This is a genomic window from Leclercia sp. LSNIH3 (assembly GCF_002935105.1).
Lineage (GTDB): Bacteria > Pseudomonadota > Gammaproteobacteria > Enterobacterales > Enterobacteriaceae > Enterobacter > Enterobacter adecarboxylatus.
In genome coordinates, this window is sequence record NZ_CP026387.1 from 3,464,162 (window position 1) to 3,489,915 (window position 25,754).

General features: G+C 54.8%; 25 protein-coding genes and 2 pseudogenes. 15 read left to right on the top strand and 12 right to left on the bottom strand.

Going from position 1 to position 25,754, the window contains the following annotated elements:
* Nucleotides 1-168 precede the first annotated feature (168 nt).
* Nucleotides 169-516: pseudogene (locus C3F35_RS16860) on the top strand (cell envelope integrity TolA C-terminal domain-containing protein); the annotation flags it as partial.
* 221 nt (nucleotides 517-737) lie between these two features.
* Here C3F35_RS16860 and C3F35_RS27375 read toward each other — a convergent pair.
* Complete coding sequence (locus C3F35_RS27375) at nucleotides 738-1,118, bottom strand: adenylyltransferase/cytidyltransferase family protein (RefSeq protein ID WP_103792532.1); 381 nt, start codon at nucleotides 1,116-1,118, stop codon at nucleotides 738-740.
* Between the two features lie 3 nt (nucleotides 1,119-1,121).
* Nucleotides 1,122-1,931 carry a hypothetical protein gene (locus tag C3F35_RS16870; RefSeq protein ID WP_146054042.1) on the bottom strand — a complete coding sequence of 270 codons (810 nt, stop codon included), beginning with the start codon at nucleotides 1,929-1,931 and terminating at the stop codon, nucleotides 1,122-1,124.
* 234 nt (nucleotides 1,932-2,165) lie between these two features.
* On the opposite strand from C3F35_RS16870, the gene C3F35_RS16875 reads away from it, so the two are divergent.
* Entirely contained in the window at nucleotides 2,166-2,720 is a 555-nt protein-coding gene (locus C3F35_RS16875; protein ID WP_146054041.1) for a hypothetical protein, read from the top strand.
* Between the two features lie 321 nt (nucleotides 2,721-3,041).
* Here the strand turns inward: C3F35_RS16875 and C3F35_RS16880 are convergent, their stop codons facing one another.
* Entirely contained in the window at nucleotides 3,042-3,497 is a 456-nt protein-coding gene (locus C3F35_RS16880; RefSeq protein ID WP_103792529.1) for a hypothetical protein, read from the bottom strand.
* Nucleotides 3,498-4,045: 548 nt separating this feature from the next.
* Between C3F35_RS16880 and hydN the strand changes: the two genes are divergently transcribed.
* The 7 genes from hydN (at nucleotide 4,046) to cspE (ending at nucleotide 13,016) form a co-directional block, all read left to right on the top strand.
* A complete protein-coding gene (gene hydN, locus C3F35_RS16885; RefSeq protein ID WP_032613517.1) occupies nucleotides 4,046-4,591 on the top strand; it encodes an electron transport protein HydN in 546 nt (181 codons plus the stop codon).
* A 39-nt stretch (nucleotides 4,592-4,630) separates the two neighbouring features.
* Entirely contained in the window at nucleotides 4,631-6,781 is a 2,151-nt protein-coding gene (gene fdhF, locus C3F35_RS16890; RefSeq protein ID WP_103792528.1) for a formate dehydrogenase subunit alpha, read from the top strand.
* A 3-nt stretch (nucleotides 6,782-6,784) separates the two neighbouring features.
* Entirely contained in the window at nucleotides 6,785-9,010 is a 2,226-nt protein-coding gene (gene hypF, locus C3F35_RS16895) for a carbamoyltransferase HypF (protein WP_103792527.1), read from the top strand.
* 14 nt (nucleotides 9,011-9,024) lie between these two features.
* Nucleotides 9,025-10,044, top strand: coding sequence for a HoxN/HupN/NixA family nickel/cobalt transporter (locus C3F35_RS16900; protein ID WP_103792526.1), 1,020 nt, complete (start codon nucleotides 9,025-9,027; stop codon nucleotides 10,042-10,044).
* Between the two features lie 169 nt (nucleotides 10,045-10,213).
* Complete coding sequence (fdhF, locus tag C3F35_RS16905; protein WP_103792525.1) at nucleotides 10,214-12,361, top strand: formate dehydrogenase subunit alpha; 2,148 nt, start codon at nucleotides 10,214-10,216, stop codon at nucleotides 12,359-12,361.
* Nucleotides 12,361-12,525, top strand: a complete 165-nt coding sequence (locus C3F35_RS26700; RefSeq protein WP_158251929.1) for a hypothetical protein — start codon at nucleotides 12,361-12,363, stop codon at nucleotides 12,523-12,525. The genes fdhF (C3F35_RS16905) and C3F35_RS26700 overlap by 1 nt, the downstream gene beginning before the upstream one ends.
* A gap of 278 nt (nucleotides 12,526-12,803) precedes the next feature.
* A complete protein-coding gene (gene cspE / locus C3F35_RS16910) occupies nucleotides 12,804-13,016 on the top strand; it encodes a transcription antiterminator/RNA stability regulator CspE (protein ID WP_032613504.1) in 213 nt (70 codons plus the stop codon).
* Nucleotides 13,017-13,204: 188 nt separating this feature from the next.
* Here cspE and C3F35_RS16915 read toward each other — a convergent pair whose 3' ends face one another.
* The 6 genes from C3F35_RS16915 to C3F35_RS16940 form a co-directional block, all read right to left on the bottom strand.
* Nucleotides 13,205-13,825, bottom strand: coding sequence for a LysE family translocator (locus C3F35_RS16915; protein ID WP_103792524.1), 621 nt, complete (start codon nucleotides 13,823-13,825; stop codon nucleotides 13,205-13,207).
* A gap of 80 nt (nucleotides 13,826-13,905) precedes the next feature.
* Nucleotides 13,906-14,865 carry a class 1b ribonucleoside-diphosphate reductase subunit beta gene (gene nrdF, locus C3F35_RS16920; RefSeq protein WP_103792523.1) on the bottom strand — a complete coding sequence of 320 codons (960 nt, stop codon included), beginning with the start codon at nucleotides 14,863-14,865 and terminating at the stop codon, nucleotides 13,906-13,908.
* 9 nt (nucleotides 14,866-14,874) lie between these two features.
* The gene (gene nrdE / locus C3F35_RS16925) at nucleotides 14,875-17,019 is read right to left on the bottom strand and encodes a class 1b ribonucleoside-diphosphate reductase subunit alpha (protein WP_103792522.1); all 2,145 of its coding nucleotides are present in this window, start codon (nucleotides 17,017-17,019) and stop codon (nucleotides 14,875-14,877) included.
* Nucleotides 16,992-17,402 (bottom strand): class Ib ribonucleoside-diphosphate reductase assembly flavoprotein NrdI, encoded by a 411-nt coding sequence (gene nrdI, locus C3F35_RS16930; RefSeq protein ID WP_077226180.1) that lies wholly within the window; start codon nucleotides 17,400-17,402, stop codon nucleotides 16,992-16,994. Before nrdI ends, nrdE begins: the two co-directional genes overlap by 28 nt.
* Nucleotides 17,399-17,644, bottom strand: coding sequence for a glutaredoxin-like protein NrdH (gene nrdH, locus C3F35_RS16935; protein ID WP_032613491.1), 246 nt, complete (start codon nucleotides 17,642-17,644; stop codon nucleotides 17,399-17,401). The genes nrdI and nrdH overlap by 4 nt, the downstream gene beginning before the upstream one ends.
* A 242-nt stretch (nucleotides 17,645-17,886) precedes the next feature.
* Nucleotides 17,887-18,213: a DUF883 family protein gene (locus C3F35_RS16940; RefSeq protein WP_032613488.1), complete on the bottom strand. Its 327-nt coding sequence runs from the start codon at nucleotides 18,211-18,213 to the stop codon at nucleotides 17,887-17,889.
* Nucleotides 18,214-18,373: 160 nt separating this feature from the next.
* Between C3F35_RS16940 and C3F35_RS16945 the strand changes: the two genes are divergently transcribed.
* Nucleotides 18,374-18,718, top strand: a complete 345-nt coding sequence (locus C3F35_RS16945) for a DUF2002 family protein (protein ID WP_032613486.1) — start codon at nucleotides 18,374-18,376, stop codon at nucleotides 18,716-18,718.
* A gap of 33 nt (nucleotides 18,719-18,751) precedes the next feature.
* On the opposite strand, the pseudogene alaE reads toward C3F35_RS16945, so the two are convergent.
* Nucleotides 18,752-19,203, bottom strand: a pseudogene (gene alaE, locus C3F35_RS16950) (L-alanine exporter AlaE).
* Nucleotides 19,204-19,830: 627 nt separating this feature from the next.
* Here alaE and stpA point away from each other — a divergent pair.
* The gene (gene stpA / locus C3F35_RS16955; protein WP_032613482.1) at nucleotides 19,831-20,235 is read left to right on the top strand and encodes a DNA-binding protein StpA; all 405 of its coding nucleotides are present in this window, start codon (nucleotides 19,831-19,833) and stop codon (nucleotides 20,233-20,235) included.
* Between the two features lie 43 nt (nucleotides 20,236-20,278).
* Here the strand turns inward: stpA and C3F35_RS16960 are convergent, their stop codons facing one another.
* Nucleotides 20,279-20,458 (bottom strand): hypothetical protein, encoded by a 180-nt coding sequence (locus C3F35_RS16960; RefSeq protein ID WP_059307334.1) that lies wholly within the window; start codon nucleotides 20,456-20,458, stop codon nucleotides 20,279-20,281.
* Between the two features lie 222 nt (nucleotides 20,459-20,680).
* On the opposite strand from C3F35_RS16960, the gene C3F35_RS16965 reads away from it, so the two are divergent.
* Nucleotides 20,681-20,839 carry a YqaE/Pmp3 family membrane protein gene (locus C3F35_RS16965; RefSeq protein WP_032613478.1) on the top strand — a complete coding sequence of 53 codons (159 nt, stop codon included), beginning with the start codon at nucleotides 20,681-20,683 and terminating at the stop codon, nucleotides 20,837-20,839.
* Here C3F35_RS16965 and C3F35_RS16970 read toward each other — a convergent pair.
* The gene (locus C3F35_RS16970) at nucleotides 20,836-21,765 is read right to left on the bottom strand and encodes a LysR substrate-binding domain-containing protein (protein ID WP_103792521.1); all 930 of its coding nucleotides are present in this window, start codon (nucleotides 21,763-21,765) and stop codon (nucleotides 20,836-20,838) included. The genes C3F35_RS16965 and C3F35_RS16970 overlap by 4 nt on opposite strands.
* A 319-nt stretch (nucleotides 21,766-22,084) precedes the next feature.
* Here C3F35_RS16970 and C3F35_RS16975 point away from each other — a divergent pair, with 319 nt between their 5' ends.
* The 3 genes from C3F35_RS16975 (at nucleotide 22,085) to C3F35_RS16985 (ending at nucleotide 25,752) form a co-directional block, all read left to right on the top strand.
* On the top strand, nucleotides 22,085-22,690 hold the full coding sequence (locus tag C3F35_RS16975) for an ankyrin repeat domain-containing protein (RefSeq protein WP_032613474.1): 606 nt from the start codon (nucleotides 22,085-22,087) through the stop codon (nucleotides 22,688-22,690).
* 105 nt (nucleotides 22,691-22,795) lie between these two features.
* A complete protein-coding gene (fdrA, locus tag C3F35_RS16980) occupies nucleotides 22,796-24,337 on the top strand; it encodes an acyl-CoA synthetase FdrA (protein WP_103792520.1) in 1,542 nt (513 codons plus the stop codon).
* Complete coding sequence (locus C3F35_RS16985; protein WP_199186144.1) at nucleotides 24,337-25,752, top strand: DUF1116 domain-containing protein; 1,416 nt, start codon at nucleotides 24,337-24,339, stop codon at nucleotides 25,750-25,752. Before fdrA ends, C3F35_RS16985 begins: the two co-directional genes overlap by 1 nt.
* Nucleotides 25,753-25,754 lie beyond the last annotated feature (2 nt).

Below are 25,754 nucleotides of genomic sequence, written 5' to 3' on the forward strand. Positions count from 1 at the left end.
GGCTCTTTTGTGTGTGCTGGGCAGGGAAAAATTAACTACCGTTGTCTGATAATCCAGGATGCGGGAATAACGCGCCAGGAATTTTAATGGGTGCAGGGGAATGAGCGTTCAGGGAGTCGGAGCACGTGAAATGCCCGGGATGATGTTTATGTTTGCAGTTGTGGCCAACTGGCGGCTGGTTGCACACCGTTAAAGACTTCGGAATATAAAAAAACCTCGGCAATAGGAAGTTGTAGTTCTGGCCGCTGGGAGGATCAGGATGAATGGGGTGCGCAGGCGCGAGGTATTAAGGCTGCAATAGAAGACAAAATTGCTGAGCCGCAACGCTGGAAGGGCAAAAAATGCCGGCTGCATATGGAATTTGCGCAGGATGGTACGGCGTTGAAGGTATCAACCAGTAAAGGCAACAAAGAGTATTGTGAGGCGGTGAAGTTGGCTGCTCTAAAAGCGAAGTTTCTAGCCTTTAGGAATTCAGAGGTGTTTTGGGATGTCAGAGGTTCAGGTTTGATATGGAGGGATAGGTGGAGAGTTATTGTTGGGTGGCTGATTTGTGCTAAGAGCGGACGTTACTGCCACTAATAAAATTAAAAGTTTGGTGTGGTTATTCATATGCCCATTAAATTTAAGTAGCGTTACGGGATTGCTACAGGAATTATTCTTTTCAGTCATCTGTTTTTTCTGGTCTCTGAAACGCAAAGGTCAATATTTTATTAAAATATAAAAAATATTATAAGGTGTCAGTTTAATATGAGGCTTTGGGATATTAACATAGATGTAGACACTCCGTCAGTATAAGGTATGTATATGATTTTGTGGCTTTTATTTTGATTTTTTGTCATGTTATCGCTAGAGCGAAAAAAAACATCAGGGTGATATTTGTTGATATATATATCAGATTGTTCTATTTTTTCGAACGCGTAATCACAATAAACGTTAACATGATTTATACGAGTGAATATATCGTCGATAGGTCTGTTGTCACCTTTTAATATTTTTGCTCTATAATCTGAATCGACTCCAACAATTAGAAAGTCACATGATTTTTTGCAAGCCATCAAATAGTTTTTGTGACCTTGGTGAAATAGATCGAAAATTCCAGATGTATATCCAATTATCATATGCTACCTAAATATTTTTATTGATGATTTTTTTAAAAATAAACAATCTAATTCGCGATAAACACCCAAGTAAATATTCAAACTTAAATTAGATGTGGTATGCATTAACTCATCATCTAAGACGGATTTTATTGATTCTAACTGTTTATTAATTAAATCAGTAGGATCTTGTTGAGCGCTTCCTATACCAAAGATAGGAATAAAAATACTTTCAAAAGAGTTGTTGATGCATTTTTTTATTGAATAAGAAATTATTTTTTTTATGGCTAGATCATCATAACTTATAGTATTGTCTCTGTTTTTTTTGATTGCGACCGCGTGAATAACAAACTTCACACCATGCTTCTGTAATCTCAAAGGCTGCGAAGGAACGCATGTGCCCAGATTAAAGTCATTATATTTATTGTGTTTTTCTTTAAAGTGAATAATATTTTCATGCAATGGATCAGATATAATATTTCCAACATCATCCTTTGATGATGCCATATTTCTTACCCTGCCAGATATTGATGTGCTTGAAAAGCTTGCTAATTCTAAATCACTATTCTCAGAAGTTACAATTAATTGAATATCACTTGTGTCTTCTATAGAGCCAAAATATGAGAATAAATTTATTTTTCTATAACTTATAATTTTTTCCACACTCAACTTATTCACTATCTTATTTTTTGATGACAATGGCATCTTCATGAAAATAAAAAATAGAAGCAATAAAATAATAAGTTCTATTGATGCCAGTATGATTGTTATTGAAGCACCTTTCCCTTTTAAAGATAATAAAAAAGCACTAACATAATCGGGCAATAATGGCATGAGTTTGCCAAGAAAATCTGAGAATGGAACGTATTCTATAAAAAAATATAGGACTGTAAACAAAAAAATTGTGGCTATATATTGAATGCAATTGCCAAATAAATTCTTATCTTGACTGATTTTTTTCTTATAGAATAAAAATGAGTAATAGATATATTTAGGTTTTATTTTATATAGTATAATAGACGGTATAATAATTGATGCAGCAATGACAATATAGTAAGTGAGCATAAGATGTTAACTTTAAAGGAATTTATCTGTTATCATGGTACCACGGTGAGTGCTATGCTGTCTATAATAAATAATGGGTTTAATTTAAGTCAATCAAATGAGGATTGGTTGGGGCACGGCGTATATTTTTTTACTGATGGTATATCAGACCCTTTTAAAAACGCAATTGAATGGTCTAAAAATAAAAATAAACATAATGATATCTGCATAATAAAGGTTAAGATTAAAGTAGAGCCTTCTGTAGTTTTAGATTTGAGAACTATTACTGGTTTAAAGATCTATAATTTGCATAGAGATAGCATCATTGACAATTACTATGATGTATTAGCCAAGAGACGTGACATCACTATAAAAAAAAGAAAAGATATAAGAGTAGATGATTGTACTATTATGGGTATTATACAGCAGAACTTAAATTATAAAGTCATTGTGCATAATGTTTATATAAAAAACCATCACCAAAGAGAACTTGCATTGGAGTCAAGCTATCCAAATAGCACTGTTTTATGTATTAATCAGCTTTCTGATATAGAAATTATTGATGTTATAAATATTTAATATGAAGTTGAGGTGTTTTACTTCAATATAATTAACTCTGGTTGAATAAAATATCAAATGTTTTAGTATGCCCATTTAGTAGGTTATTAATCTGTTATTAGTCGATCTGTCAACATCTCGCTCTTAGCTGACCTTGCGACTTGTCCGTATGTCCGCTTTTGGCTGTGAGTTCAACTGATGAATGCAACAATCGATATTGCCAGCCTATAAAAAAATCGAATATTGCTACCCTCCAACCCCATCCCCAAACCCATCCAGGGGCCAACCGCAGCCCCTTATCAAACCTGAAATCAGTCAGCCTTCATCAACTTCCACTCACACTCAATGCACGCTGATATACGGCTCCTTCACAAACTCATTCAGCAGCCAGACCAGATCGTGCAGCAGCCCCGCCAGTTCTTTCTCGACACTTGCGGGCAAGGTTCCACCCAGAATTGCCTGCACCAAAGCCAGCGCATAATCCACCTGGGGCGCGGTCTCCTGCCAGCAGTCCGGCATACAGGAGTTAAGCGTTTCCCCCTGGATCAACTGGGCGATAAGGTGTGGCGGAAGTTCAGCATCACAGCGTTCACGCAGCAGGTGCAGCGCGTGCAGCAGACCTTCGCAGAGCGTAGTGCGGGAGGCTCTGTCGTCCGTTTCAATCAATACGCTCACCAGCGCGGCGCAGCGATCGGCGACCTCGAAGAGATCCGCAGCAGCAGAAAGCGGCATAGTCAGGGAAGGGGGAATAATCTGTTCGTCAGATTGCGGGTAAGTCAGGGTTGAAATAGTAGTCATCATGACATCCTCTACGTGTAGTCCATTTAACTACCCAGTGAGTTCCTACGCTCGGAGGGTAGCGCTGACGGAGGTAGGAATACCGCCCACATAGAAAACGGCCAGCCTTTCGGCTGCTCCGCCAGCGCCACCGTGATTTTACGGGATAAGCACTGTCGCGACATATAAATATCGCTATGTGGAACACGGGTTCCTACGCCCGATTGCGGATGTGCCGCAACGCCGTCACTTTACGAGCCTGATTTCGGGATTAAAAGTCTTAACCCTGAATTACATAAGGTTACTTTAAGGTTTGCGAGCATCCTTCCAGAAAGGCCATGCTGGGGGTGCTTTGCTTGCCCGATCTACCATGCCAATGACGTCGCTTTTCAAATGAATAATCTTCCCGGCGCTTTCACCCCCTACAGCAAACCCGTCAACACTGTCATCGTCACTTATGTCGATGACACCCACCCCTCCAAATAAAACCTTTTAATTTCAAGATATTAATTTCTGGCCCGATTCATGCATACCTCCGGCAAGCTAACCATCATTCCCGGAGATTAAGGATGAACCGTTTCATCATCGCCGATGCCAGCAAATGCATCGGCTGTCGTACCTGTGAAGTGGCCTGCGTGGTGTCGCACCACGACACCCAGGACTGCGCCTCGCTAACCCCGCAGAACTTCCTGCCGCGCATTCACGTCATCAAAGGCGTCAACGTCTCCACGGCCACCATGTGCCGCCAGTGTGAAGACGCCCCCTGCGCCAGCGTCTGCCCGAACGGGGCGATCACCCGCGATAACGATTTTGTTCACGTCCACCAGGAGCGCTGCATCGGGTGCAAAACCTGCGTGGTGGCCTGCCCGTACGGCGCGATGGAAGTTGTGCTGCGTCCGGTTGTGCGCAGCATCGGTGCCGGGCTGAATGTGATGTCCGAAAAGGCCGAGGCCAACAAGTGCGACCTCTGCTACCACCAGCCGGACGGCCCCGCCTGTATTCAGGCCTGCCCGACCAATGCCATCGTCTGTATCGACAGGCAGAAGCTTGAGCAGTTGAGTCTGGAAAAACGCCGCCGTGCGGCGATGGACACACTTTCCTCGCAGATGCTGTAAGCCTCTGCCTTCTTTTCACTTTTAGCAGGTCTGTTACTGATGAAAAAAATCACCAGCGTCTGCCCGTACTGCGGTGCGGGCTGTAAATTAAAACTTGTCGTCGATAACAATAAAATTGTTCGTGCCGAAGGCGCGCAGGGCGTTACCAACCAGAATCAGCTGTGCCTGAAAGGCTACTACGGCTGGGATTTTCTCAACGATACCCGGCTGCTGACGCCGCGCCTCACCCAGCCGATGATCCGCTACCAGAAAGGCGGCAAGTTTGTGCCGGTCTCCTGGGAGGAGGCCATCCGCTATACCGCCCGTCGCCTGAGCGAAATCAAGGCCAACTATGGCCCGCGCGCCATCATGACCACCGGCTCGTCCCGCGGCACCGGGAATGAAACCAACTACGTAATGCAGAAGTTTGCCCGTGGGGTGCTCAACACCAACAACGTTGACTGCTGCGCCCGCGTCTGCCACGGGCCGAGCGTGGCCGGGTTGCAGGAGACGCTGGGCAACGGGGCGATGAGCAACTCCATCAGCGATATCGAAAACTCAAAATGTCTGCTGATCTTCGGCTACAACTGTGCCGACTCACACCCGATCGTCGCCCGCCGGGTGATCAAAGCGAAACAGAACGGCGCGCGGGTGATCGTCTGCGATCCGCGCAAAATCGAAACCGCGCGCATTGCCGACCGGCATCTGCAGATCCACAACGGCTGCAACATGGCGCTGGTGAACGCCTTCATCTACACCCTGCTGGACGAAAACCTCTATAACGCCGACTACGTGGCCCGCTACACCGAGGGGCTGGACGTGCTGCGCGAAACGGTCAGCGGGTACGCCCCGGAAAACGTCGAGGAGATTACCGGCGTCAGCGCCCGGGAGATCCGTGATGCGATGCGCATCTACGCCGCCGCGCCGTCCGCTACCGTGATGTGGGGGATGGGCGTCACCCAGTTCGGGCAGGCGGTGGACGTGGTGAAAGGGCTTTCTACCCTGGCGCTGCTCACCGGCAACCTCGGGCGCGAGCACTGCGGTGTTGGTCCGGTGCGCGGACAGAATAACGTGCAGGGCGCGTGCGACATGGGGGTCATCCCCAACCAGTTCCCCGGCTATCAGAACGTGACGGACCCGCAGGTACGCGAGAAATTCGCCCGGGCGTGGGGAGTCGATCCCGCCCTGATGGATGACCAGGTCGGCGTGCGGATCACCGAAGTGCCGCACCTCGCGCTGGAGGGCAAGGTCAAAGCCTATTACATCATGGGGGAAGACCCGCTCCAGACCGAAGCCGATCTGGGCCTGGTGCGCAAAGGGTTTGACGCGCTCGACTTCGTGGTGGTGCAGGACATCTTTATGACCAAAACCGCCGAGGCGGCAGATGTGCTGCTGCCCGCCACCTCCTGGGGTGAACACGGCGGGGTCTTTACCTGCGCCGACCGCGGTTTCCAGCGCTTTGAAAAAGCCGTTGAGCCAAAGGGCAACGTCAAGCGCGACTGGGAGATCATCAGCCTGATCGCCACCGCGATGGGCTACCCGATGGCGTACCGCGACAACCAGCAGATCTGGGACGAGATGCGCGAACTCTGCCCGCTGTTCTACGGCGTGACCTACGAAAAAATGGGCGACATGGGACACATCCAGTGGCCGTGCCCGACACTCGATCATCCGGGCACGCCGTGGCTTTACGCGGACAACCGCTTCGACACCCCGAGCGGCAAAGGGCAGTTGTTTGCCGCCCCGTGGCGCAAACCGGCAGAAATGCCGGATGCCGACTATCCGCTGGTGCTCTGCACCGTGCGCGAGGTGGGGCACTACTCCTGCCGTTCAATGACCGGTAACTGCGCGGCGCTGCAAACCCTGGCCGATGAGCCGGGCTTTGTGCAGATCAACCCGCAGGATGCGGAAAAGCTCGGCATCCGCGATCGCCAGCTGGTGTGGGTCAGCTCCCGCCGCGGGAAGGTGATCAGCCGCGCCGACGTCAACGAACGCATCAATGAAGGGGCGGTATACATGACCTATCAGTGGTGGATTGGGGCCTGCAACGAGCTGACCCAGGACAACCTCGACCCGGTCTCGAAAACCCCCGAAACCAAATACTGCGCGGTGAAGATCGACACCATTGCCGATCAATCCTGGGCCGAAAACTATGCCCAGACCACTTACAGCGCCATGAAACAACGCCTGCGCGAGGCGTTAGAGAGTTAACGCATGTGTACAAACGGCACGCTGCTGCGCATTCGCGGCAAAGTCCAGGGGGTGGGGTTCCGCCCCTGGGTCTGGCAACTGGCCCGGCAACTGGGGTTGAAGGGCGATGTCTGCAACGACGGGGCAGGCGTGGTGGTGCGTCTCAGCGGTGAGACGCAGGACTTCATCACCCGGCTGGCCGCCGGTGGCCCGCCGCTGGCGCGTATTGATGATATCAGCGAGCAGCCGTGGCACTGGTCGCCGCTACCGGTGGCGTTCACCATTCTGCCGAGCCAGCAGGGGCAGATGACCACCCAGGTGGTGCCGGATGCAGCGACCTGCCCGCACTGTCTGGCCGAGATGAACGATCCGCGCGAGCGTCGCTACCGTTATCCCTTTATCAACTGCACCCACTGTGGGCCGCGCTTCACCATTATCCGGGCGATGCCTTACGACCGCCCGGCCACCACCATGGCGGCGTTTGCGCTGTGTCCGGCCTGCGAAGCGGAGTATCGCGATCCGGCCGACCGGCGCTTTCACGCCCAGCCGGTGGCCTGCCCGGACTGCGGGCCGCAGCTTAGCTGGGTGTGCGGCGAAGCGCGGGAAGAGAAAGACCACGCCCTGCGGGCCGCGGAAGCGATGCTTAAGCAGGGCGGGATCGTGGCGATAAAAGGCCTCGGCGGCTTTCATCTGGCCTGCGATGCCAGCGATGCGCAGGCGGTCAACCGCCTGCGCGAGCGCAAGCAGCGTCCGGCGAAGCCGCTGGCGGTGATGATCCCCGAGCGATTAGCCCGGACTCTGCCCGCCGGGGCGCAGGCGCTGCTGCGTTCAACGGCCGCGCCGATTGTGCTGGTGGATAAGCGGCTCCTGGCCTGCTGCGAGGCCATCGCCCCGGGGCTGAACGAGGTGGGGGTGATGCTGGCGGCGAACCCGCTCCAGCACCTGTTAATGCAGGATCTGGATCGTCCGCTGGTGATGACCTCCGGCAATCTCAACGGCTGCCCGCCTGCGCTGACCAACGACCGGGCATTACAGGATCTGGCCGGCATTGCTGACGGCTGGCTGCTGCATAACCGCGAGATCGTCCAGCGCATGGATGACTCGGTGCTGCGCGCCAGCGGGGAAATGCTGCGCCGCTCCCGGGGCTTTGTCCCGGATGCGCTGCCGTTGCCGCCCGGTTTTGACGCTGTGCCGTCGCTGTTATGTCTTGGGGCGGATCTGAAAAACACCTTTTGCCTGGTGCGCGGCGGGGAGGCGATCCTGAGCCAGCATCTGGGCGATCTGGGGGATGACGACGCGCTGGGCCAGTGGCAGCAGGCCCTGAACGCGTTGCAGGATCTCTGGCAGTTTATCCCGGAGGGGGTGGTGACCGATGCCCATCCCGGCTATCGCTCCACCCTGCTGGGGGAGCAGATGTCATATCCGCACTATCGCGTGCTGCATCACCATGCCCACGCCGCGGCCTGCCTGGCGGAACACGGCTGGCAGCGTGACGGTGGGGATGTGATCGCCCTGGTGCTGGACGGTATCGGCCAGGGGGAAAACGGCGCACTGTGGGGCGGGGAGTGCCTGCGGGTCAACTACCGTCGCAGTGACCGGCTCGGCGGCCTGCCCGCAGTGGCGCTGCCCGGCGGCGATCTGGCGGCGCGCCAGCCGTGGCGCAACCTGCTGGCCCAGTGGCAGGCGTTTGTGCCCGAGTGGCAGACCCTGCCCGAGGCCGATGCGCTGCGGGATAAACCCTGGCAGCCGCTGGCCCGGGCGATCGCGCGGGGGGTGAATTGCCCAACGGCCTCATCCACCGGACGGCTGTTTGATGCCGTGGCCGCCGCAACAGGCTGCGCCCCGGCGCAGCTCAGCTACGAGGGGGAGGCCGCCTGTCGGCTGGAGGCTCTGGCGCTGCGTGGCGGGCCGGTCAGCCATCCGGTCACGTTGCCGGTACGCGACGGCGAGCTGGATATGGCGACGTTCTGGCAACAGTGGCTGGGCTGGCAGGCCAGTGCCGAACAACGCGCCTGGGCGTTTCACGACGCGCTGGCAAAAGGGCTGGCAACGCTGGCGGCGTCGCATGCCCGGATGCGCAACCTCGACACCGTCGTTTGCAGCGGCGGGGTCCTGCATAACCGGCTCCTGCGGGAACGTCTGCATTTCTGGCTGAGCGATTTTACCGTGCTGTTTCCCGGGCGGCTGCCCGCCGGAGACGGCGCGATTGCATTTGGACAGGCGGTGATCGCTGCCGCGTCTTTTTCTTAAATCGGGATATCACGATGTTTATCAAATACTTCAATAACCACCCTAAAGCCATGGCGCTGATGCTGGCTTTGATCGCCACCAATGTTGTCGCCTGGGGGACGGCGTTTTACCTCTTTCACACCACCCCGTCGCTGATGGCGGCCAGCCTGCTGGCCTGGTGCTACGGCCTGCGTCATGCGGTGGATGCCGACCACATCGCCGCCATCGATAACGTTACCCGCAAGATGATGCAGCAGGGCAAACGCCCGTGTGGAATTGGGGCTTGGTTCTCGCTGGGTCACTCCACCATCGTGGTGCTGGCCTCCATCGCCATCGCGGCGACCGCCACGGCCTTCAGCCGCAATATGGAATGGTTCCACGAAACCGGCGGCATGATCGGCACGGCGGTGTCGGCCTTTTTCCTGCTGGCGATGGCGCTGGTGAACCTGGTGATCCTGCGCGATGTCTGGGGCAGCTTTAATAAAATGAAGCGCGGTGAGAAGGTGCCGGAAACGGTGTCGTTTGCCCGCGGCGGGGTGATGAACTGGCTGTTCCGCTCGGCGTTCCGCCTGGTGACCCGCAGCTGGCATATGTATCTGGTGGGCTTTCTGTTTGGTCTGGGCTTTGATACCGCCACGGAGATCGGGGTGCTGGGGATCTCCGCAGCCGGTGCCTCCAGCGGGATGTCGGTGTGGGCGATCATGGTGTTCCCACTGCTGTTTACCAGCGGCATGGCGCTGATTGATACCCTCGACAACCTGATTATGGTGGGTGCCTATGGCTGGGCCTTCAACAAGCCGCAGCGCAAGCTCTATTACAACATCACCATCACCGGCACGTCGGTGGTGGTGGCGCTGTTTATCGGCGGGCTGGAAGCGCTGGGCCTGCTGGCCGATAAATTTGGCCTCACGGGCGGGCTGTGGAATAGCGTGGCAGCGCTGAACGACAATCTGGGTAACGCCGGGTTTATCGTGGTCGGGCTGTTTATCGTCTGCTGGATCGCCTCGCTGATTAACTACCGCTTCAAAGGCTACGACGCGCTGGTGGTTCGCTAGGCGCTACTCGTCATCGCTGTCCGTTCGTCATGGCATTTTTGACGAATGGACAGCGCACCGCACTATCCCTCCGCTATTTCTCTTATTTTTCAGCAGCTTAACTTATAACTGCTTGCTGGCACACTTCATGCATACCGCTGAGGACATATTACTAACGGAGTAACTACCGATGAAGAAAGTCGTCACGGTTTGCCCCTATTGCGCATCGGGTTGCAAAATCAACCTGGTGGTCAATAACGGCAAAGTCGTCAAGGCTGAAGCAGCACAGGGTAAGACCAATCAGGGCGATCTCTGCCTGAAAGGGTATTACGGCTGGGATTTTATCAACGATACGCAGATCCTGACCCCGCGCCTGAAATCGCCGATGATCCGTCGCGAGCGCGGCGGCAAGCTGGAAGCCGTCTCCTGGGACGAAGCGCTGGATTACGTTGCCACGAAACTCAACGCGATCAAAGCCGCACACGGCCCGGATGCAATCATGACCACCGGGTCATCGCGCGGCACCGGCAACGAAACCAACTATATCATGCAAAAATTTGCCCGCGCGGCAGTCGGCACGAACAACGTCGACTGCTGCGCGCGCGTCTGACACGGCCCATCGGTTGCAGGTCTGCACCAGTCGGTCGGTAACGGCGCAATGAGTAACTCCATTGTCGGTATAGAAAAAGCCGATATGGTCTTTATTTTTGGCTATAACCCGGCGGATTCGCACCCCATCGTGGCGAACCGGGTGATCAAAGCCAAACGCAACGGGGCGAAGATTATCGTCTGCGATCCGCGCAAAATTGAAACCGCGCGCATTGCCGATATGCACCTGGCGTTGAAAAACGGCTCCAACATCGCGCTGCTCAACGCGATGGGGCATGTGATCATTGAAGAGCAGCTGTACGACCGGGCGTTTGTGGCAGCGCGTACTGAAGGCTTCGAGGAGTATCGCAAAATCGTCGAAGGCTATACGCCGGAATCGGTGGAAGCCATCACCGGGGTGAGCGCCCAGGAGATCCGTCAGGCGGCAAGAATGTACGCCGCTGCGGAAAACGCCGCCATTCTGTGGGGCATGGGCGTGACCCAGTTCTACCAGGGCGTGGAAACCGTGCGTTCACTGACCAGCCTGGCGCTGCTCACGGGTAACCTCGGCAAGCCGTACGCAGGGGTTAACCCGGTGCGCGGTCAGAACAACGTGCAGGGCGCGTGCGACATGGGTGCGCTGCCGGATACCTATCCGGGCTATCAGTACATCAACAACCCGGAGAACCGGGCCAAGTTCGCCAAAGCCTGGGGCGTGGCGTCTCTGCCTGCCCATACCGGCTATCGCATCAGCGAGCTGCCTCACCGGGTCGCTCACGGCGAAGTGCGTGCCGCGTACATCATGGGGGAAGATCCACTCCAGACGGACGCCGAGCTGTCTGCGGTGCGTAAGGCCTTTGAAGAGCTGGAGCTGGTCATCGTGCAGGATATCTTTATGACCAAGACCGCCGCCGCCGCCGATGTGATCCTGCCGTCCACCTCCTGGGGTGAGCATGAAGGGGTTTACACCGCCGCCGACCGCGGTTTCCAGCGCTTTTTCAAAGCGGTAGAGCCGAAGTGGGACCTGAAAACCGACTGGCAGATCATCAGCGAGATCGCCACCCGGATGGGCTATCCGATGCACTATGACAACACCCAGCAGATCTGGGATGAACTCCGTCATCTGTGCCCGGATTTCCTGGGTGCCACTTACGAGAAGATGGGCGAGTTGGGCTACATCCAGTGGCCGTGCCGCGACGAGTCAGAGGCCGATCAGGGGACGGATTACCTGTTCGAGAAAGAGTTCTCTACCCCGAACGGGCTGGGGCAACTCTATACCTGTGACTGGGTGGCACCGATCGACAAGCTCACCGAGGAGTACCCGCTGGTGCTCTCGACGGTGCGTGAGGTCGGCCACTACTCGTGCCGTTCGATGACCGGCAACTGTGCCGCGCTGGCTGCGCTGGCCGATGAACCGGGCTATGCGCAGATCAATACCGCCGACGCGAAGCGCCTCGGCATTGAGGACGAAGCCCTGGTGTGGGTCACGTCGCGCAAAGGCAAAGTCATTACCCGCGCGCAGGTGAGCGATCGCCCGAATATCGGCGCGGTGTACATGACCTACCAGTGGTGGATTGGGGCCTGTAACGAGCTGGTGACGGAGAACCTCAGCCCGATTACCAAAACGCCGGAGTATAAGTATTGCGCCGTGCGCGTGGAGCCGATTGCCGACCAGCAGGGTGCCGAGCAGTACGTGATTGATGAATATCACAGGCTGAAAAAGCACCTGAAGGAGCTGGCAAGAGGGTAATGCCAGACCCTGCAAAAGCAGCCTTTCGGGGCTGCTTTTTTTTGCTTTTGCCGCCAGGAAAAAAAGATATCTCGCTGATTGTGGGCCACATTAAATTTAAAAAAGAGACAACGCATTTTTTAGCTGAGAATATATTCGCGCAATCAGAATGTCAGGAAAAATAAAATAACGAAGGCGTTTATCAGCCGTTCAGCCATCCGGGTGTTTGAATGGGTAAAATAAATAATATAAACATTGCTTAGCTAATTTTTCTGTGTCTTAATAGCGCCATCGGTTTGGAAAACAGACCTTACGAAAGCAGTTTTAGCAAAGCAGTCCTCATTTCAGGTGTTATCCACAGATACCCTTCTTCATGAGTCTCCTCCTAAGTGCCAGGTAAGACACTCTCTCAATACAGGCCATCACTGCCGCGATTAAGTGGCTCATAATTAAGGAATTATCTATGTCTAATAAAATGACTGGTTTAGTAAAATGGTTTAACGCAGATAAAGGTTTTGGCTTTATCACCCCTGATGACGGCAGCAAAGATGTCTTCGTACATTTCTCTGCGATTCAGAGCGACAGCTTCAAAACTCTGGATGAAGGGCAGAAAATCTCCTTCACCATTGAAAATGGCGCTAAAGGTCCTGCTGCCGGAAACGTCACAGTTCTGTAATCTGCGTTAATTATCAGTAGTTATTACGATAGCGATGAAGGTAATAGCCTGAGCAGTTAATCTCTGCTGATAAAAATAAACCCGCCCTGAGCGGGTTTTTTATTGCCTGAATTTAGCCTGGCCGCGCTGCGTTTATTTTTGCCGGGCGTAATAAATAAATCGCTACGTTTAAACCGGACGGCATTGCCTCACCGATTGCTGAAAGCAAGCCTGGCGGCAAAGCATAAAAAGAGCCCGCCGGTGGCCCGATCCATCGCCATGATGACGCGCTTCTTTTTCAGGAGGCCGGAGGCCAGCTGTGTGGACAGGATCAGCGTCACCGACCACAGGGTGCCGATCAGCACATGAATGCTGACCAGAATAAATGTCCAGATGAAAGGCGAATGCCCGGCCGGGATGAACTGCGGTAAAAACGAGACGTAAAAAATGCCCATCTTTGGATTGAGTACGTTCCCCAGCATCCCCTTTACGAACCAGTTGCTCCGGGAAGCGGGCGTTTCATCGTTCTGAGTGAATGACGATCGGGGGCGCATCAGCAGCTGTAAGCCCAGCCAGCTCAGGTAAGCCGCGCCGCAGATTTTCAGAAGGGTATACGCCAGTTCGGACCAGGCCAGCAGCGCGCCCACCCCGAGCGCGACAAGCGCCCCCCAGATGAAACAGCCGGCATCAATGCCGAGCGCCGCCTGAAATGCTTTCTTTCCCCCTTCGGCGCAGGCCGTTCGAAGGATAAGGGCGGTATCAAGACCGGGGGTAAGCGTCAGCAGTAAGGCGGCGAAGGAGAAAGCGAGAAGTGAATCGGTGACAGACATTTTCTTTATCCGAAAGGACGGATGTTAGTCACTTATTTACATTCGATCAACATCTCGCTAAGCCAGATTCTGGATAACCCTCAGAAATTCCAGTCCTCATCCTCGGTCTCGACCGCTTTTCCCATCACATACGACGACCCCGACCCCGAAAAGAAGTCATGGTTTTCGTCGGCATTGGGTGACAGCGCCGCGAGGATCGCCGGGTTCACTTCGGCCATCTCCGGTGGGAACAGCGCCTCGTAGCCCAGGTTCATCAGCGCCTTGTTGGCGTTGTAGCAGAGGAACGCCTTCACATCCTCTTCCCAGCCCGTTCCGGCATACAGCTCGTCGGTATAGGCCAGCTCGTTATCATAGAGATCCATCAGCAGATCCAGCGCAAAGTTTTTTAACGCCTCGCGCTCGGCCTCGCTCACTTTCTCCAGCCCTTTCTGGTACTTATAGCCAATGTAGTACCCGTGTACCGCTTCGTCCCGGATGATGAGCCGAATCAGATCCGCTGTGTTGGTCAGCTTGCCGCGGCTCGACCAGTACATCGGTAGCCAGAAGCCGGAATAGAAGAGGAACGACTCCAGAAAAACACTGGCGATCTTCTTCTTCAGGGGTTCATCGGCGCGATAATGTTCCAGCACCCGCTGGGCTTTGCGCTGCAACGCTTCGCTGTCTTCGCTCCAGCGGTAGGCGGCATCCACGTCTTTGGTCTGACAAAGGGTCGAAAAGATCGAGCTGTAGGAGCGGGCATGCACCGCCTCCATAAAGCTGATGTTCGACATCACCGCCTCTTCGTGCGGCGTCAGCGCATCGGCGATCAGGGCCGGGGCACCCACGGTGTTCTGCACCGTGTCGAGCAGCGTCAGACCGGTAAAGACGCGAATGGTGAGCTGCTGCTCGGCGTGGCTCAGCGTGGCCCATGCCTGCACGTCATTAGACAGGGGCACCTTTTCTGGCAGCCAGAAGTTGCTGGTCAGGCGGTTCCACACCTCCAGATCTTTGTCGTCTTCGATGTTGTTCCAGTTAATGGCCTGTACCCGTGACAGTTTCATCCTCTCTCCTTACAGCGCGCAGGACACGCAGCCTTCTGTTTCGGTGCCTTCCAGCGCAAGCTGGCGCAGGCGAATGTAGTACAGGGTCTTGATCCCTTTCTTCCACGCGTAAATCTGCGCTTTGTTGATGTCGCGGGTGGTGGCGGTATCGGGGAAGAACAGCGTCAGCGACAGCCCCTGATCGACGTGCTTCGTCGCCTCGGCATAGGTATCGATAATTTTTTCCGGGCCAATCTCGTAGGCATCCTGATACAGGGCCAGGTTGTCGTTGGTCATAAACGGGGCAGGGTAGTAGACGCGCCCGGTTTTGCCCTCTTTGCGGATCTCAATTTTCGAGACGATAGGGTGAATGCTCGAGGTCGCATGGTTGATATAGGAGATAGAGCCGGTCGGCGGCACCGCCTGTAAGTTCTGGTTGTAAATGCCGTACTGCATTACGTCGTCACGCAACTGCTGCCACATCTCGCGCGTCGGCAGGGTAACGCCAGCGCGGGCAAACAGGTCGCGCACTTTCTCCGTTTTCGGCTGCCAGTCGTTTTCCAGATACTGATTAAAATACTCGCCGCTGGCATAGCGCGACTGCTCAAAGCCTGCGAAACGCTGACGGTGTTCGCGCGCCAGCATCATCGAGGTATGCAGGGCGTGCCAGGTGATGGTGTAGAAATAGAGGTTGGTGAAATCCAGTCCCTCCGGGCTGCCGTAGGCGATCCCCTCCCGCGCCAGATAGCCGTGCAGGTTCATCTGCCCGAGGCCGATCGCGTGCGAGGCGGCATTCCCGGCCTCTACCGACGGCACGCTGCGGATGTGGCTCATGTCCGATACCGCCGACAGGCCGCGCACCGCGGTTTCTACGGTGCGGCCAAAGTTGGGGGAGTCCATGGTATGGGCAATGTTCAGCGAACCCAGATTGCAGGAGATATCGTGCCCGGTCCGGGTGTAATCCAGATCCTCGTCATAGGTTGAGGCGCTGTTAACCTGCAAAATCTCCGAGCACAGGTTGCTCATGTTGATGCGCCCGGCAATCGGATTAGCGCGATTAACGGTGTCTTCAAACATGATGTACGGATAGCCGGACTCAAACTGGATCTCCGCCAGCCGCTGGAAGAAGTCGCGGGCATTCATCCAGGTCTTGCGAACGCGCGCGTCTGCCACCAGGTCGTCATACAGCTCGCTAACCGCCACATCACCAAACGGCTTACCGTAGAGGCGCTCCACGTCATAGGGGGAGAACAGCGCCATGTCGGCGTTCTCCTTCGCCAGCCGGAAGGTGATATCCGGGATCACCACCCCCAGCGACAGGGTTTTAATGCGAATTTTTTCGTCGGCGTTTTCGCGTTTGGTATCCAGGAAACGCAGGATATCCGGGTGATGGGCATGCAGATAGACCGCTCCGGCCCCCTGGCGGGCGCCTAACTGGTTGGCGTAGGAGAACGCGTCTTCCAGCATTTTCATGACCGGGATCACCCCGGAGGACTGGTTCTCAATGCGCTTGATGGGTGCCCCGGCTTCCCGCAGGTTCGAAAGCAAAAACGCCACGCCGCCGCCGCGTTTGGAGAGCTGCAACGCCGAGTTTACGGCGCGGCCAATCGACTCCATATTGTCTTCAATGCGCAGCAGGAAGCAGGAGACCAGCTGCCCGCGCTGAGCTTTTCCGCAGTTGAGGAAGGTAGGCGTCGCGGGCTGAAAACGGCCTGCCAGCATCTCGTCGGTGAGCTGGCGGGCCAGGTTTTCATCCCCCTGGGCGAGGGTCAGGGCCACCATCACCACCCGATCTTCAAAGTGCTCAAGGTACTGCTTGCCGTCGAAGGTTTTTAGCGTGTAGCTGGTGTAAAACTTCCACGCGCCGAGGAACGTCTTGAAACGAAAACCGCTGGCGTGAGCATGGGCAAACAGCGCCAGCACAAAGGCAGGATCGAAGCGCGACAGGACCTTCGGATCGTAATAACTCTCGCTGACCAGGTAATCGAGACGCGCCTGCGGGCTGGCAAAGGTCATGGTGTTGGGGTAGACGTGGGCGTTAAAAAAGGCGTCCACCGCCTCATGATCTTTGCTGAACTGGATCTTCCCGTCCCGATCGTACAGGTTGAGCATGGCGTTCAGCGCATGGAAATCGGTTGATCGCTGCATTACGCGCTCTGCGGTTGTCGTTGCCAAAATTCGTTCACTCCTTTACGCACGTTATCGACGTCCTGCTGCGTCCCCATCAGCTCAAAGCGATAGAGGTACGGCACGCCGCATTTTTGTGAGATGACATCCCCGGCGCGGCCGAACGCCTCACCGAAATTACGGTTGCCAGCGGCAATCACGCCGCGGATAAGCGCCCGGTTGTGCGGATCGTTGAGAAAGCGGATCGCCTGCCGCGGCACCGCCCCGGCCGTTCCGCCCCCGCCGTAGCTGGGCACCACCAGAATAAAAGGCTCGTCTACCTGGATCCGCTCCCGCTCGTTCAGGGGGATCCGCACGGCGGGTAGCCCCACGCGCTCGATAAAGCGGTGCGTGTTCTCCGAGCTGCTGGAGAAGTAGACGAGAAGGCTCATGCCCGGGCGGCCTGTGCTGGCTGCGGCAGGCGGTTAATCATGTCCGGGCGGAAGCCCGACCACCGGGTGTCACCGGCGATAACCACCGGCAGCTGGCGGAACCCCTGGGCACGAAGGCTCTCTGCCGCATCAGGAACCTGATCAACAAACACCTGCTCGAAGACCAGGCCGCGGCTCTCCATCGCGCGTTTGGTGGCATGACACTGCACGCAGTCGGCTCGAGTGTAAATAATAATGCGCATGATTCGTATTTACATCTAGAATGGGATTCCGACGCCAGTTGCTGCGTCACCGTGAGTCTCTCTTGCTAAAGGAAATACTAGATGTAGTTGCTATAAGTTTCAACCATACAAGATATGGGAAAATATGCGGGATTTTACTGCCGGGGATGCGTTCAGCGGGAGAGGGCGCGCGCAGGGGTTAAAAAAGAAAAACCCCCACACCAGAGGGCATGGGGGCGAAGACGATAGAACGGAATCGGGGATTATTTGCGCAGAGCCAGCAGTGCACCGATAAAGATCCCCACCGCGGCGACAGTACCTACTGCACACATCGGACGTTCACGAATAAAGGTATTAGCGCAGCCGATGGCATCACAGGCGGCCTGCTTGCCGGTGGAGCGACCCTGCAGACGCGCACGGGTTTCACGCAGCAGCGATTTGGCTTTACGTCTGGCGTCATCCGCTTCGCCCTTCGCATCTGATCCCCAGGATTTCAAAACGCTCTCCAGCGAATCCGCTAATTTCCTGACATCGTTATGGATATCCTGAACATCGTCATCAACATCGTTTCGGTTTGAACGGTTAAACATATGCTTCTCCCTTGAATTTGCGGTAATTAACAGTTTAGACCACCTTTTTAATATCTGAAGCCGGTCACGGCCTATCAGGCCGTTTATGGATTTTTCTGAAAGCACTGCTATTGCTGAATACGGTAAGGTTGCCGGGCAGGAATGATAATGAGGAAAGAATATGTATTTACGACCGGATGAGGTTGCGCGCGAACTTGAAAAAGCGGGATTTACCGTGGATGTGGTAACCCAAAAAGCATACGGGTACCGTCGTGGCGATAATTATGTTTATGTGAACCGCGAAGCACGTATGGGGCGCACGGCGCTGATCATTCATCCCACGCTGAAAGAGAGAAGTCTTTCCTTTGCGGAGCCTGCCTCAGAGATGAAAACCAGCGACCATTATGAACAGTTCCCGCTCTATTTAGGGGGCAATAACCAGGAACATTATGGTATTCCGCATGGCTTCAGCTCCCGCATGGCGCTGGAACGTTTTCTGAAAGGCCTGTTTGGCGACTCGCAATAACGACGCGACTGGCTTTTCGCCAGTCGCCGTGCCTTACGCTTTGACCTGATGATACTGGCTGACTTTGAACAGACGTCGGCAGTAATCGAGGAAATAGCCGTACACCGCACCCATCATCATCGATACCACGATATTTGAACTTACCGCCGCGGCGATCTGGTGCCAGTCGGCTCCCACCGTTAATAAAAAATCGCGACATAAACGGGCGACTGAAAAGTGACATACGCAACGACGTCCGCCAGATTTTTCATCCAGCCGGTAGAGGAATAGCGCCGGGCAAAACGCATCACCGCATCGCGATAGAAACCGTACGGCCATGCAATTAAGATATTCACCGGGACGGCTACCAGACGGGAGGAAAGCGACTGCTCGAAGGTCATTCCAGAGAGGAATATTTCAATCAGCATGTTCACCACCGAACAGTAGACCACCATGGCAAAGGTATCCGCTACCGCGTGACGCAGGCGAGACTGCCGAGAGAACATGTTCTGACTCCTTCAGGGTCGTATATCAGAGAGGCTAAAGCGGGACAGGCTAGTGCTTTAGGTTGCTTTATTTTTCGTGTATAGCGTATCTCTCTGCATTAAAACCTACAATTAGCGATAAATTTTTATTTAAAGACGTTTTGTCGGGAAAATGCTCTAAACGAACCGGTTTTGTGAGCGCGGCGGCATTTTCTCTTCGGTCTTTTAATTTTTACATTACAAACAATGGCTTATATTTTTATTTTTCAGCCTCTGGCATGGGCTGTGTTCCGGCGTGATAACACCTGCGCTTTGCTGGCGGGTTATGTTGTGAGTTTGCGGTTGAGAAGCAAAAGATAGCGGAATAGGGATTTTTGCTTTATGCAGCAGGAATGAATGAATATTCGATATACCATCAAAATAATTGAAGGGTTAATAGCCCTGGAAAAGGTCAGGAGTTAAATAAACCTTAAACCGGTTATAAGAATAAATCATACAAAAAGTAAGGGGTCGTACTTTATATTTCTTTGTTTCATTTAATTTGAGATAAATTATATTTTCCTGCACTGTCGTCTGGATGTTCATAAACAAATGAATTACCATGACCGCTATTGCTTATTTTATCGACTTAAAAGGTTTTCATTTTATATGACTTCGCTGTTACAGAATCTTAATAATATTCGTACTCTGCGCGCCACGGCGCGTGAATTCTCGCTGGACGTGCTGGAAGATATGCTCGAAAAGCTCCGCATCGTCACCGAAGAAAAGCGTAATGAACAGGCTGAAGTTGAACAGCAGCGCGCTGAGCAGAATCAGAAAATTAACGCTCTGCTGGAGAAGATGAAAGCTGACGGTATTTCGGCAGAAGACCTGCTGGGTTCCAACCTGTTGAACACCCCGGCCCAGCCGAAGAAGCGCCAGGCGCGTGCGGCAAAATATCGCTTTACGGATACCGACGGTCAGGTGAAAACCTGGACCGGTCAGGGTCGTACACCGAAGCCGATTACCCTTGCCCTGGCGGAAGGAAAATCACTGGATGATTTCCTGATTTAATCCGTACCAACCGGGCGGATTAACGCCGCCCGGTCGCGTCTGTTTAGCAGACGCCAAAATCGCCATCTTCTTTATACAGCGATACGTCCGCTGCCTTCAGGGTATATTTTTCCCCTTCTTCGTTACTCGCCTGTACTGCCACAATCTGATCGTCGTGTACTTCGATCACTTTCAGTTTTGGACCACCCATACGCGGTTGTACATAATCGCCAACAGAAAACATAGTTATCTCCTCATGATAGTTTCGTCCCTAACAGTAGCCCAGGCGCAGGCCGCGGTACAGCGCCACGCGCGGAATACTCCTAAATCGCCAGCCTAAACCTGTGTAAAGAGGGTAAAAGAGGGTAAAACTTCACGCGAAGGCTGGCAGCTGTGCGTAGACTCACTACGCTTAGAGTTAAAACCTCTTTTTATACAATGACCTGACTGCTTGCATGGAGAATTTATGGGTTTCTGGCGTATCGTAATTACCATCATTTTACCGCCCCTTGGCGTACTGCTGGGCAAAGGCTTTGGCTGGGCGTTTATCCTGAACATCATCCTGACGCTGCTGGGCTACATTCCTGGCCTTATCCATGCGTTCTGGGTGCAGAGCCGCAGCTAAGTTCGCCACAGTAAATCGCTGTAGATCCCGGTCAACACCCCCTGGGGTGCAAACTGCTGTTTGATCCAGCGGGTGACCTGACCGGTAGCCGCATGCTGCGTGGCGAGCAGCATGCGCGAGTCCTGGCGCGGGTTGTTGATTCGCCGCGTGACCAGTAGCCCCGCCTCCACTGCCTCTCTGGCCATATGCTCCGGTAAAAAACCAATCCCTTCCCCGAGGATCTGGCACTGACACTTGGTATTAAAATCCGGGACCAGGATCGCCTCCTGGCCGTGCAGCAGCCAGCCCACTTTTTTATTAATGGTATGCGCCGTGTCTTCGACCATGATGTTGGGGTACAGCCGCAGCTGGCTCTCAGCCAGCGGCTCCGGGGCCAGCGCCAGCGGGTGTTCCGGGGCGATGGCAAACACCCAGCGGATCGCGCCGATTTCGGTGTAATCAATCCCGCCCCCGTCGAGCAGGGTATCCGGGGCACCGATGGCGATATTCGCCTGATTATTAATGATCGAATCCCAGACGCCGTTATACACCTCGGTGGTCACCGTGATCTGGCAGGTCGGGAACTGCTTTTTCAGCACCTGCAATAAGCGTGCGGTGTGGCGCGGGGTATAGAGCAACTGGATGATGCAGATCCGCACCCGCGTCTCAATCCCCTGGGAAATCGTGTCGATCCCGCGCTTGATGGCGTAGAAGTCATTCAGCAGGTCTATGGCTTTGCGGTAGAAGTAGAACCCCGATTCGGTCAGCTCGATGCTGCGGGTATTGCGTACAAACAGCACCACATCGAGGCCGGTCTCCATACGTTTAATGGTGTAGCTGATGGCCGAGGTGGTGACTCCCAGCTCGGCCGCGGCTTTGCTAAAGCTGCCAAATCGCGCCGCGGTGGTGAAGGCCAGCAGGTTCTCTTCGGTAAAGATGGAATTCATATCATGGCTCCTGGCACCCATCAGTTTTGAACATATTTTAACAACGCGGTTACAACTCATTTGACGCCGGTCACAGTTCTGGAAATTTGCTGCGAGCCGCACAGCGCAAGGGCTGCGTAAACATAAGAAGAATGCAGCTTAAGGGCTTAAAAAGCGGTAAAACATAAGGAAAAGGTTGCACAGACGCACATTTTGACCGGACTGTTAAATTTAACTCAACAATGAATTCGCTGTCGATGAATCATTTTTAAGCGGATTCTTTTCTGACCAGGCCGTTGCTATGCTCACTCCATCAGAAAGGAAAATCAGGAGTGTGGATATGTCCAGCAATGAACTCGTTACCGAATTTCTGCTCGCTGCCGAACAGGGGAATGCCGAAGCATTAAAAGCCTGTCTGGAAAAAGGGGTGGATATTAATGCCACCAACCGTCAGAAACGAACCGCCATTATTATTGCCAGCCTGAATAAACATTATCCCTGCGTGGAATTACTGATTGCCGCCGGGGCGAATATCGACCAGCAGGATCAGACCTGTTTCAACCCGTTCCTGATCAGTTGCCTGACCAACGATCTCACTCTGCTGCGCCTGGTGCTGCCAGCCAATCCGGATCTCGATCGTCTTACGCGCTTCGGCGGTGTGGGGATCACCCCGGCCAGCGAGAAAGGCCATCTGGAAGTGGTCCAGGAGCTGCTGGCCCACACCGACATCAACGTTAACCATACCAACTTTGTAGGCTGGACCCCGCTGCTCGAAGCCATCGTCCTGAATGACGGCGGTCCCCGCCAGCAGGCGATCGTCAAGCTGCTGCTCGACCACGGCGCCAACCCGCACATGACCGATAAATACGGCAAATCCCCCCTCGAACTGGCGCGGGAAAAAGGCTTCAGCGAGATTGCCGAACTGCTGATCGCCGCCGGCGCGTAATACCCCCGGCCAGCCGTTTCGGGCTGGCCTGAAATAAAAATAGCCTTTTCCATCATGCCTTCGGGCCTGATGTGGCCCCCTTTTGCCCGCATTCAGGAGGACGTAATGCCCACCAAAATCGTGATAAAAAAGAATACGTATTTTGATTCTGTTTCGCTGATGTCGGTTTCTACCAAAGCGAATAAATTGCCCGGTGTCGAACAGGCCTTTGTCGCCATGGCCACCGAAATGAATAAAGGCGTCCTAAAAAATCTCGGCCTGCTGACGCCGGAATTAGAGGACGCCAAAAACGGCGATCTGATGATCGTGATTAAAGGCGAGGCCGCCAACGACGACACCCTGGCCGCCATCGAAGCCCTGTTCGCCCGTAAAGAACAAACGGGTAGCCACGAAGCGCGCTATGCCACCCTCGCCAGCGCCAAAACACATCGCCCGGACGCCAACCTGGCGGTGATTTCCGTCAACGGCACCTTTGCCGCCCGCGAAGCGCGCCAGGCACTGGAGAACAACCTTAATGTCATGCTGTTCTCGGATAACGTCTCACTCGACGACGAGCTGGCACTCAAGCAGCTGGCCCACGAAAAAGGGCTGTTGATGATGGGGCCGGACTGCGGCACCGCCATCATTAACGGGGCAGGGCTGTGCTTTGCCAACGCGGTGCGTCGCGGAACCATTGGTATCGTCGGCGCGTCGGGCACCGGCAGCCAGGAGCTGAGCGTGCGCATCCACGAATTCGGCGGCGGTATCTCCCAGCTGATCGGCACCGGCGGTCGCGATCTGAGTGAAAAAATCGGCGGTCTGATGATGCTCGACGCCATCGCAATGCTGGAAGCCGACGACGCCACGCAGGTCATCGTTCTGATCTCAAAACCCCCTGCGCCTGCGGTAGCCGAAAAAGTGCTGGCCCGCGCCCGCGCCTGTCGTAAGCCCGTCATCGCCTGTTTCCTCGGCCGCAATGAACCGCCTGCCGATGAAAACGGCCTGCAGTTCGCCCGCGGCACCAAAGACGCGGCGCTGAAAGCCGTTCTGCTCACCGGCATTAAACAAGAATCGCTCGATCTGCACCCGCTCAACTGGCCGCTGATTGAGGAGGTGCGTGCCCGTCTGACCCCGCAGCAGAAGTACATTCGCGGCCTGTTCTGCGGCGGCACCCTGTGCGACGAAGCGATGTTCGCCGCGCTGGAAAAATACGACGACGTGTACAGCAACATTCAGCCCGATCCGGCTAAACGTCTGGCGGATATTAACGTCAGCCAGGCGCACACCTTCCTCGACTTTGGTGATGATGACTTCACCAACGGCAAGCCGCACCCGATGATCGACCCGACCAACCGTATCAGCCGCCTGCTGCAGGAGGCGCGCGATCCCGAAGTGGGGGTGATCGTGATGGACTTCGTGCTCGGCTTCGGCGCGCATGACGATCCGGTGGGGGTGATGATCGAGGCGATCAAAGAGGCCCAGGCGATCGCCCGTGCCGACAACCGGCCGCTTGAGATCCTGGGCTACGTGCTCGGCACCGACCAGGATACCCCGTCGTTGACCCAACAGTGCCAGCTGCTGACCGATGCGGGGGTGATCTGGGCCAGCAGCAGTACCAACACCGGATTACTGGCACGTGAATTTGTCTGCAAAGGGGAGAAAGCCTGATGACTACCTTATTTAACCAGCCGCTGAACGTCATTAACGTCGGTATCGCCATGTTCAGCGACGACCTGAAAAAGCAGCACGTCCCGGTCACCCACCTCGACTGGACCCCGCCGGGGCAGGGCAATATGCAGGTGGTCGATGCCCTGGATCAACTGGCAGAGAAAACCCTGGCCGACAAAATTGCCGCCGCCAACAAAATCGCCCTTGAACGCATTATTCAGTCCCACCCGGTGCTGGTGGGGTATGACCAGGCGATCAACGTGGTGCCCGGCATGACCCGCACCACCATCCTGCACGCCGGTCCGCCCGTCTCGTGGGAAAACATGTGCGGCGCGATGAAAGGGGCAGTTACCGGGGCGCTGGTGTTTGAAGGGCTGGCGAAAGATATCGAAGACGCGGAGCGCGTGGCGGCGTCGGGGGAGATCACCTTCTCGCCATGCCACGAACACGACTGCGTGGGCTCGATGGCGGGCGTCACCTCCGCGTCGATGTTTATGCACATCGTCGAGAACAAAACCTACGGCAACCGCGCCTTCACCAACCTCAGCGAGCAGATGGCGAAGATCCTGCGCATGGGTGCCAACGACCAGAGCGTGATCGACCGCCTGAACTGGATGCGCGAAGTGCTCGGCCCGATGCTGCGTGATGCCATGAAGATCATCGGCGAAATCGACCTGCGTTTAATGCTGGCTCAGGCGCTGCACATGGGCGACGAGTGCCACAACCGCAACAACGCGGGCACCACGCTGCTGATTCAGGCGCTGACGCCGGGGCTGATCCAGGCCGGTTATCCGGTGGAACAGCAGCGCGAGGTGTTTGAGTTCGTCGCCAGCAGCGACTACTTCTCCGGCCCGACGTGGATGGCGATGTGCAAAGCCGCGCTGGATGCCGCCCACGGCATCGAGTACAGCACCGTGGTCACCACCATGGCGCGCAACGGCTACGAGTTTGGCCTGCGCATCTCCGGCCTGCCGGGGCAGTGGTTCACCGGCCCGGCGCAGCAGGTGATTGGCCCGATGTTTGCGGGCTACAAACCGGAAGACTCCGGGCTGGATATCGGCGACAGCGCGATCACCGAAACCTACGGCATCGGCGGCTTTGCGATGGCGACGGCCCCGGCGATTGTTGCCCTGGTAGGCGGCACGGTCGAAGAAGCCATCGACTTCTCACGCCAGATGCGTGAGATCACCCTCGGCGAAAACCCGAATGTCACCATCCCGCTGCTCTCGTTTATGGGCATTCCGACGGCGATCGACATCACCCGCGTGGCCGCCAGCGGCATTCTGCCGGTGATCAACACCGCCATCGCCCATAAAGACGCCGGGATCGGCATGATTGGGGCGGGCATCGTTCACCCGCCGTTTAGCTGTTTTGAAAAGGCGCTGTTGACCTTCCGCGATCGCTACATCCTATAAGG

What these genes read in the sequence shown, in the direction of transcription:
- C3F35_RS16945 (WP_032613486.1), top strand. Translation starts at nt 18,374, where the DNA reads ATGTATTTACGACCGGATGAGGTTGCGCGCGAACTTGAAAAAGCGGGA.
- C3F35_RS16975 (WP_032613474.1), top strand. Translation starts at nt 22,085, where the DNA reads ATGTCCAGCAATGAACTCGTTACCGAATTTCTGCTCGCTGCCGAACAG.
- C3F35_RS16965 (WP_032613478.1), top strand. Translation starts at nt 20,681, where the DNA reads ATGGGTTTCTGGCGTATCGTAATTACCATCATTTTACCGCCCCTTGGC.
- fdrA (WP_103792520.1), top strand. Translation starts at nt 22,796, where the DNA reads ATGCCCACCAAAATCGTGATAAAAAAGAATACGTATTTTGATTCTGTT.
- C3F35_RS16960 (WP_059307334.1), bottom strand. Translation starts at nt 20,458, where the DNA reads ATGTTTTCTGTTGGCGATTATGTACAACCGCGTATGGGTGGTCCAAAA.
- nrdF (WP_103792523.1), bottom strand. Translation starts at nt 14,865, where the DNA reads ATGAAACTGTCACGGGTACAGGCCATTAACTGGAACAACATCGAAGAC.
- nrdH (WP_032613491.1), bottom strand. Translation starts at nt 17,644, where the DNA reads ATGCGCATTATTATTTACACTCGAGCCGACTGCGTGCAGTGTCATGCC.
- C3F35_RS16985 (WP_199186144.1), top strand. Translation starts at nt 24,337, where the DNA reads ATGACTACCTTATTTAACCAGCCGCTGAACGTCATTAACGTCGGTATC.
- nrdI (WP_077226180.1), bottom strand. Translation starts at nt 17,402, where the DNA reads ATGAGCCTTCTCGTCTACTTCTCCAGCAGCTCGGAGAACACGCACCGC.
- C3F35_RS16940 (WP_032613488.1), bottom strand. Translation starts at nt 18,213, where the DNA reads ATGTTTAACCGTTCAAACCGAAACGATGTTGATGACGATGTTCAGGAT.
- C3F35_RS16900 (WP_103792526.1), top strand. Translation starts at nt 9,025, where the DNA reads ATGTTTATCAAATACTTCAATAACCACCCTAAAGCCATGGCGCTGATG.
- stpA (WP_032613482.1), top strand. Translation starts at nt 19,831, where the DNA reads ATGACTTCGCTGTTACAGAATCTTAATAATATTCGTACTCTGCGCGCC.
- C3F35_RS16870 (WP_146054042.1), bottom strand. Translation starts at nt 1,931, where the DNA reads ATGCCATTATTGCCCGATTATGTTAGTGCTTTTTTATTATCTTTAAAA.
- cspE (WP_032613504.1), top strand. Translation starts at nt 12,804, where the DNA reads ATGTCTAATAAAATGACTGGTTTAGTAAAATGGTTTAACGCAGATAAA.
- C3F35_RS26700 (WP_158251929.1), top strand. Translation starts at nt 12,361, where the DNA reads ATGCCAGACCCTGCAAAAGCAGCCTTTCGGGGCTGCTTTTTTTTGCTT.
- C3F35_RS16970 (WP_103792521.1), bottom strand. Translation starts at nt 21,765, where the DNA reads ATGAATTCCATCTTTACCGAAGAGAACCTGCTGGCCTTCACCACCGCG.
- C3F35_RS16875 (WP_146054041.1), top strand. Translation starts at nt 2,166, where the DNA reads ATGTTAACTTTAAAGGAATTTATCTGTTATCATGGTACCACGGTGAGT.
- C3F35_RS16880 (WP_103792529.1), bottom strand. Translation starts at nt 3,497, where the DNA reads ATGACTACTATTTCAACCCTGACTTACCCGCAATCTGACGAACAGATT.
- C3F35_RS27375 (WP_103792532.1), bottom strand. Translation starts at nt 1,118, where the DNA reads ATGATAATTGGATATACATCTGGAATTTTCGATCTATTTCACCAAGGT.
- fdhF (WP_103792528.1), top strand. Translation starts at nt 4,631, where the DNA reads ATGAAAAAAATCACCAGCGTCTGCCCGTACTGCGGTGCGGGCTGTAAA.
- hypF (WP_103792527.1), top strand. Translation starts at nt 6,785, where the DNA reads ATGTGTACAAACGGCACGCTGCTGCGCATTCGCGGCAAAGTCCAGGGG.
- hydN (WP_032613517.1), top strand. Translation starts at nt 4,046, where the DNA reads ATGAACCGTTTCATCATCGCCGATGCCAGCAAATGCATCGGCTGTCGT.
- C3F35_RS16915 (WP_103792524.1), bottom strand. Translation starts at nt 13,825, where the DNA reads ATGTCTGTCACCGATTCACTTCTCGCTTTCTCCTTCGCCGCCTTACTG.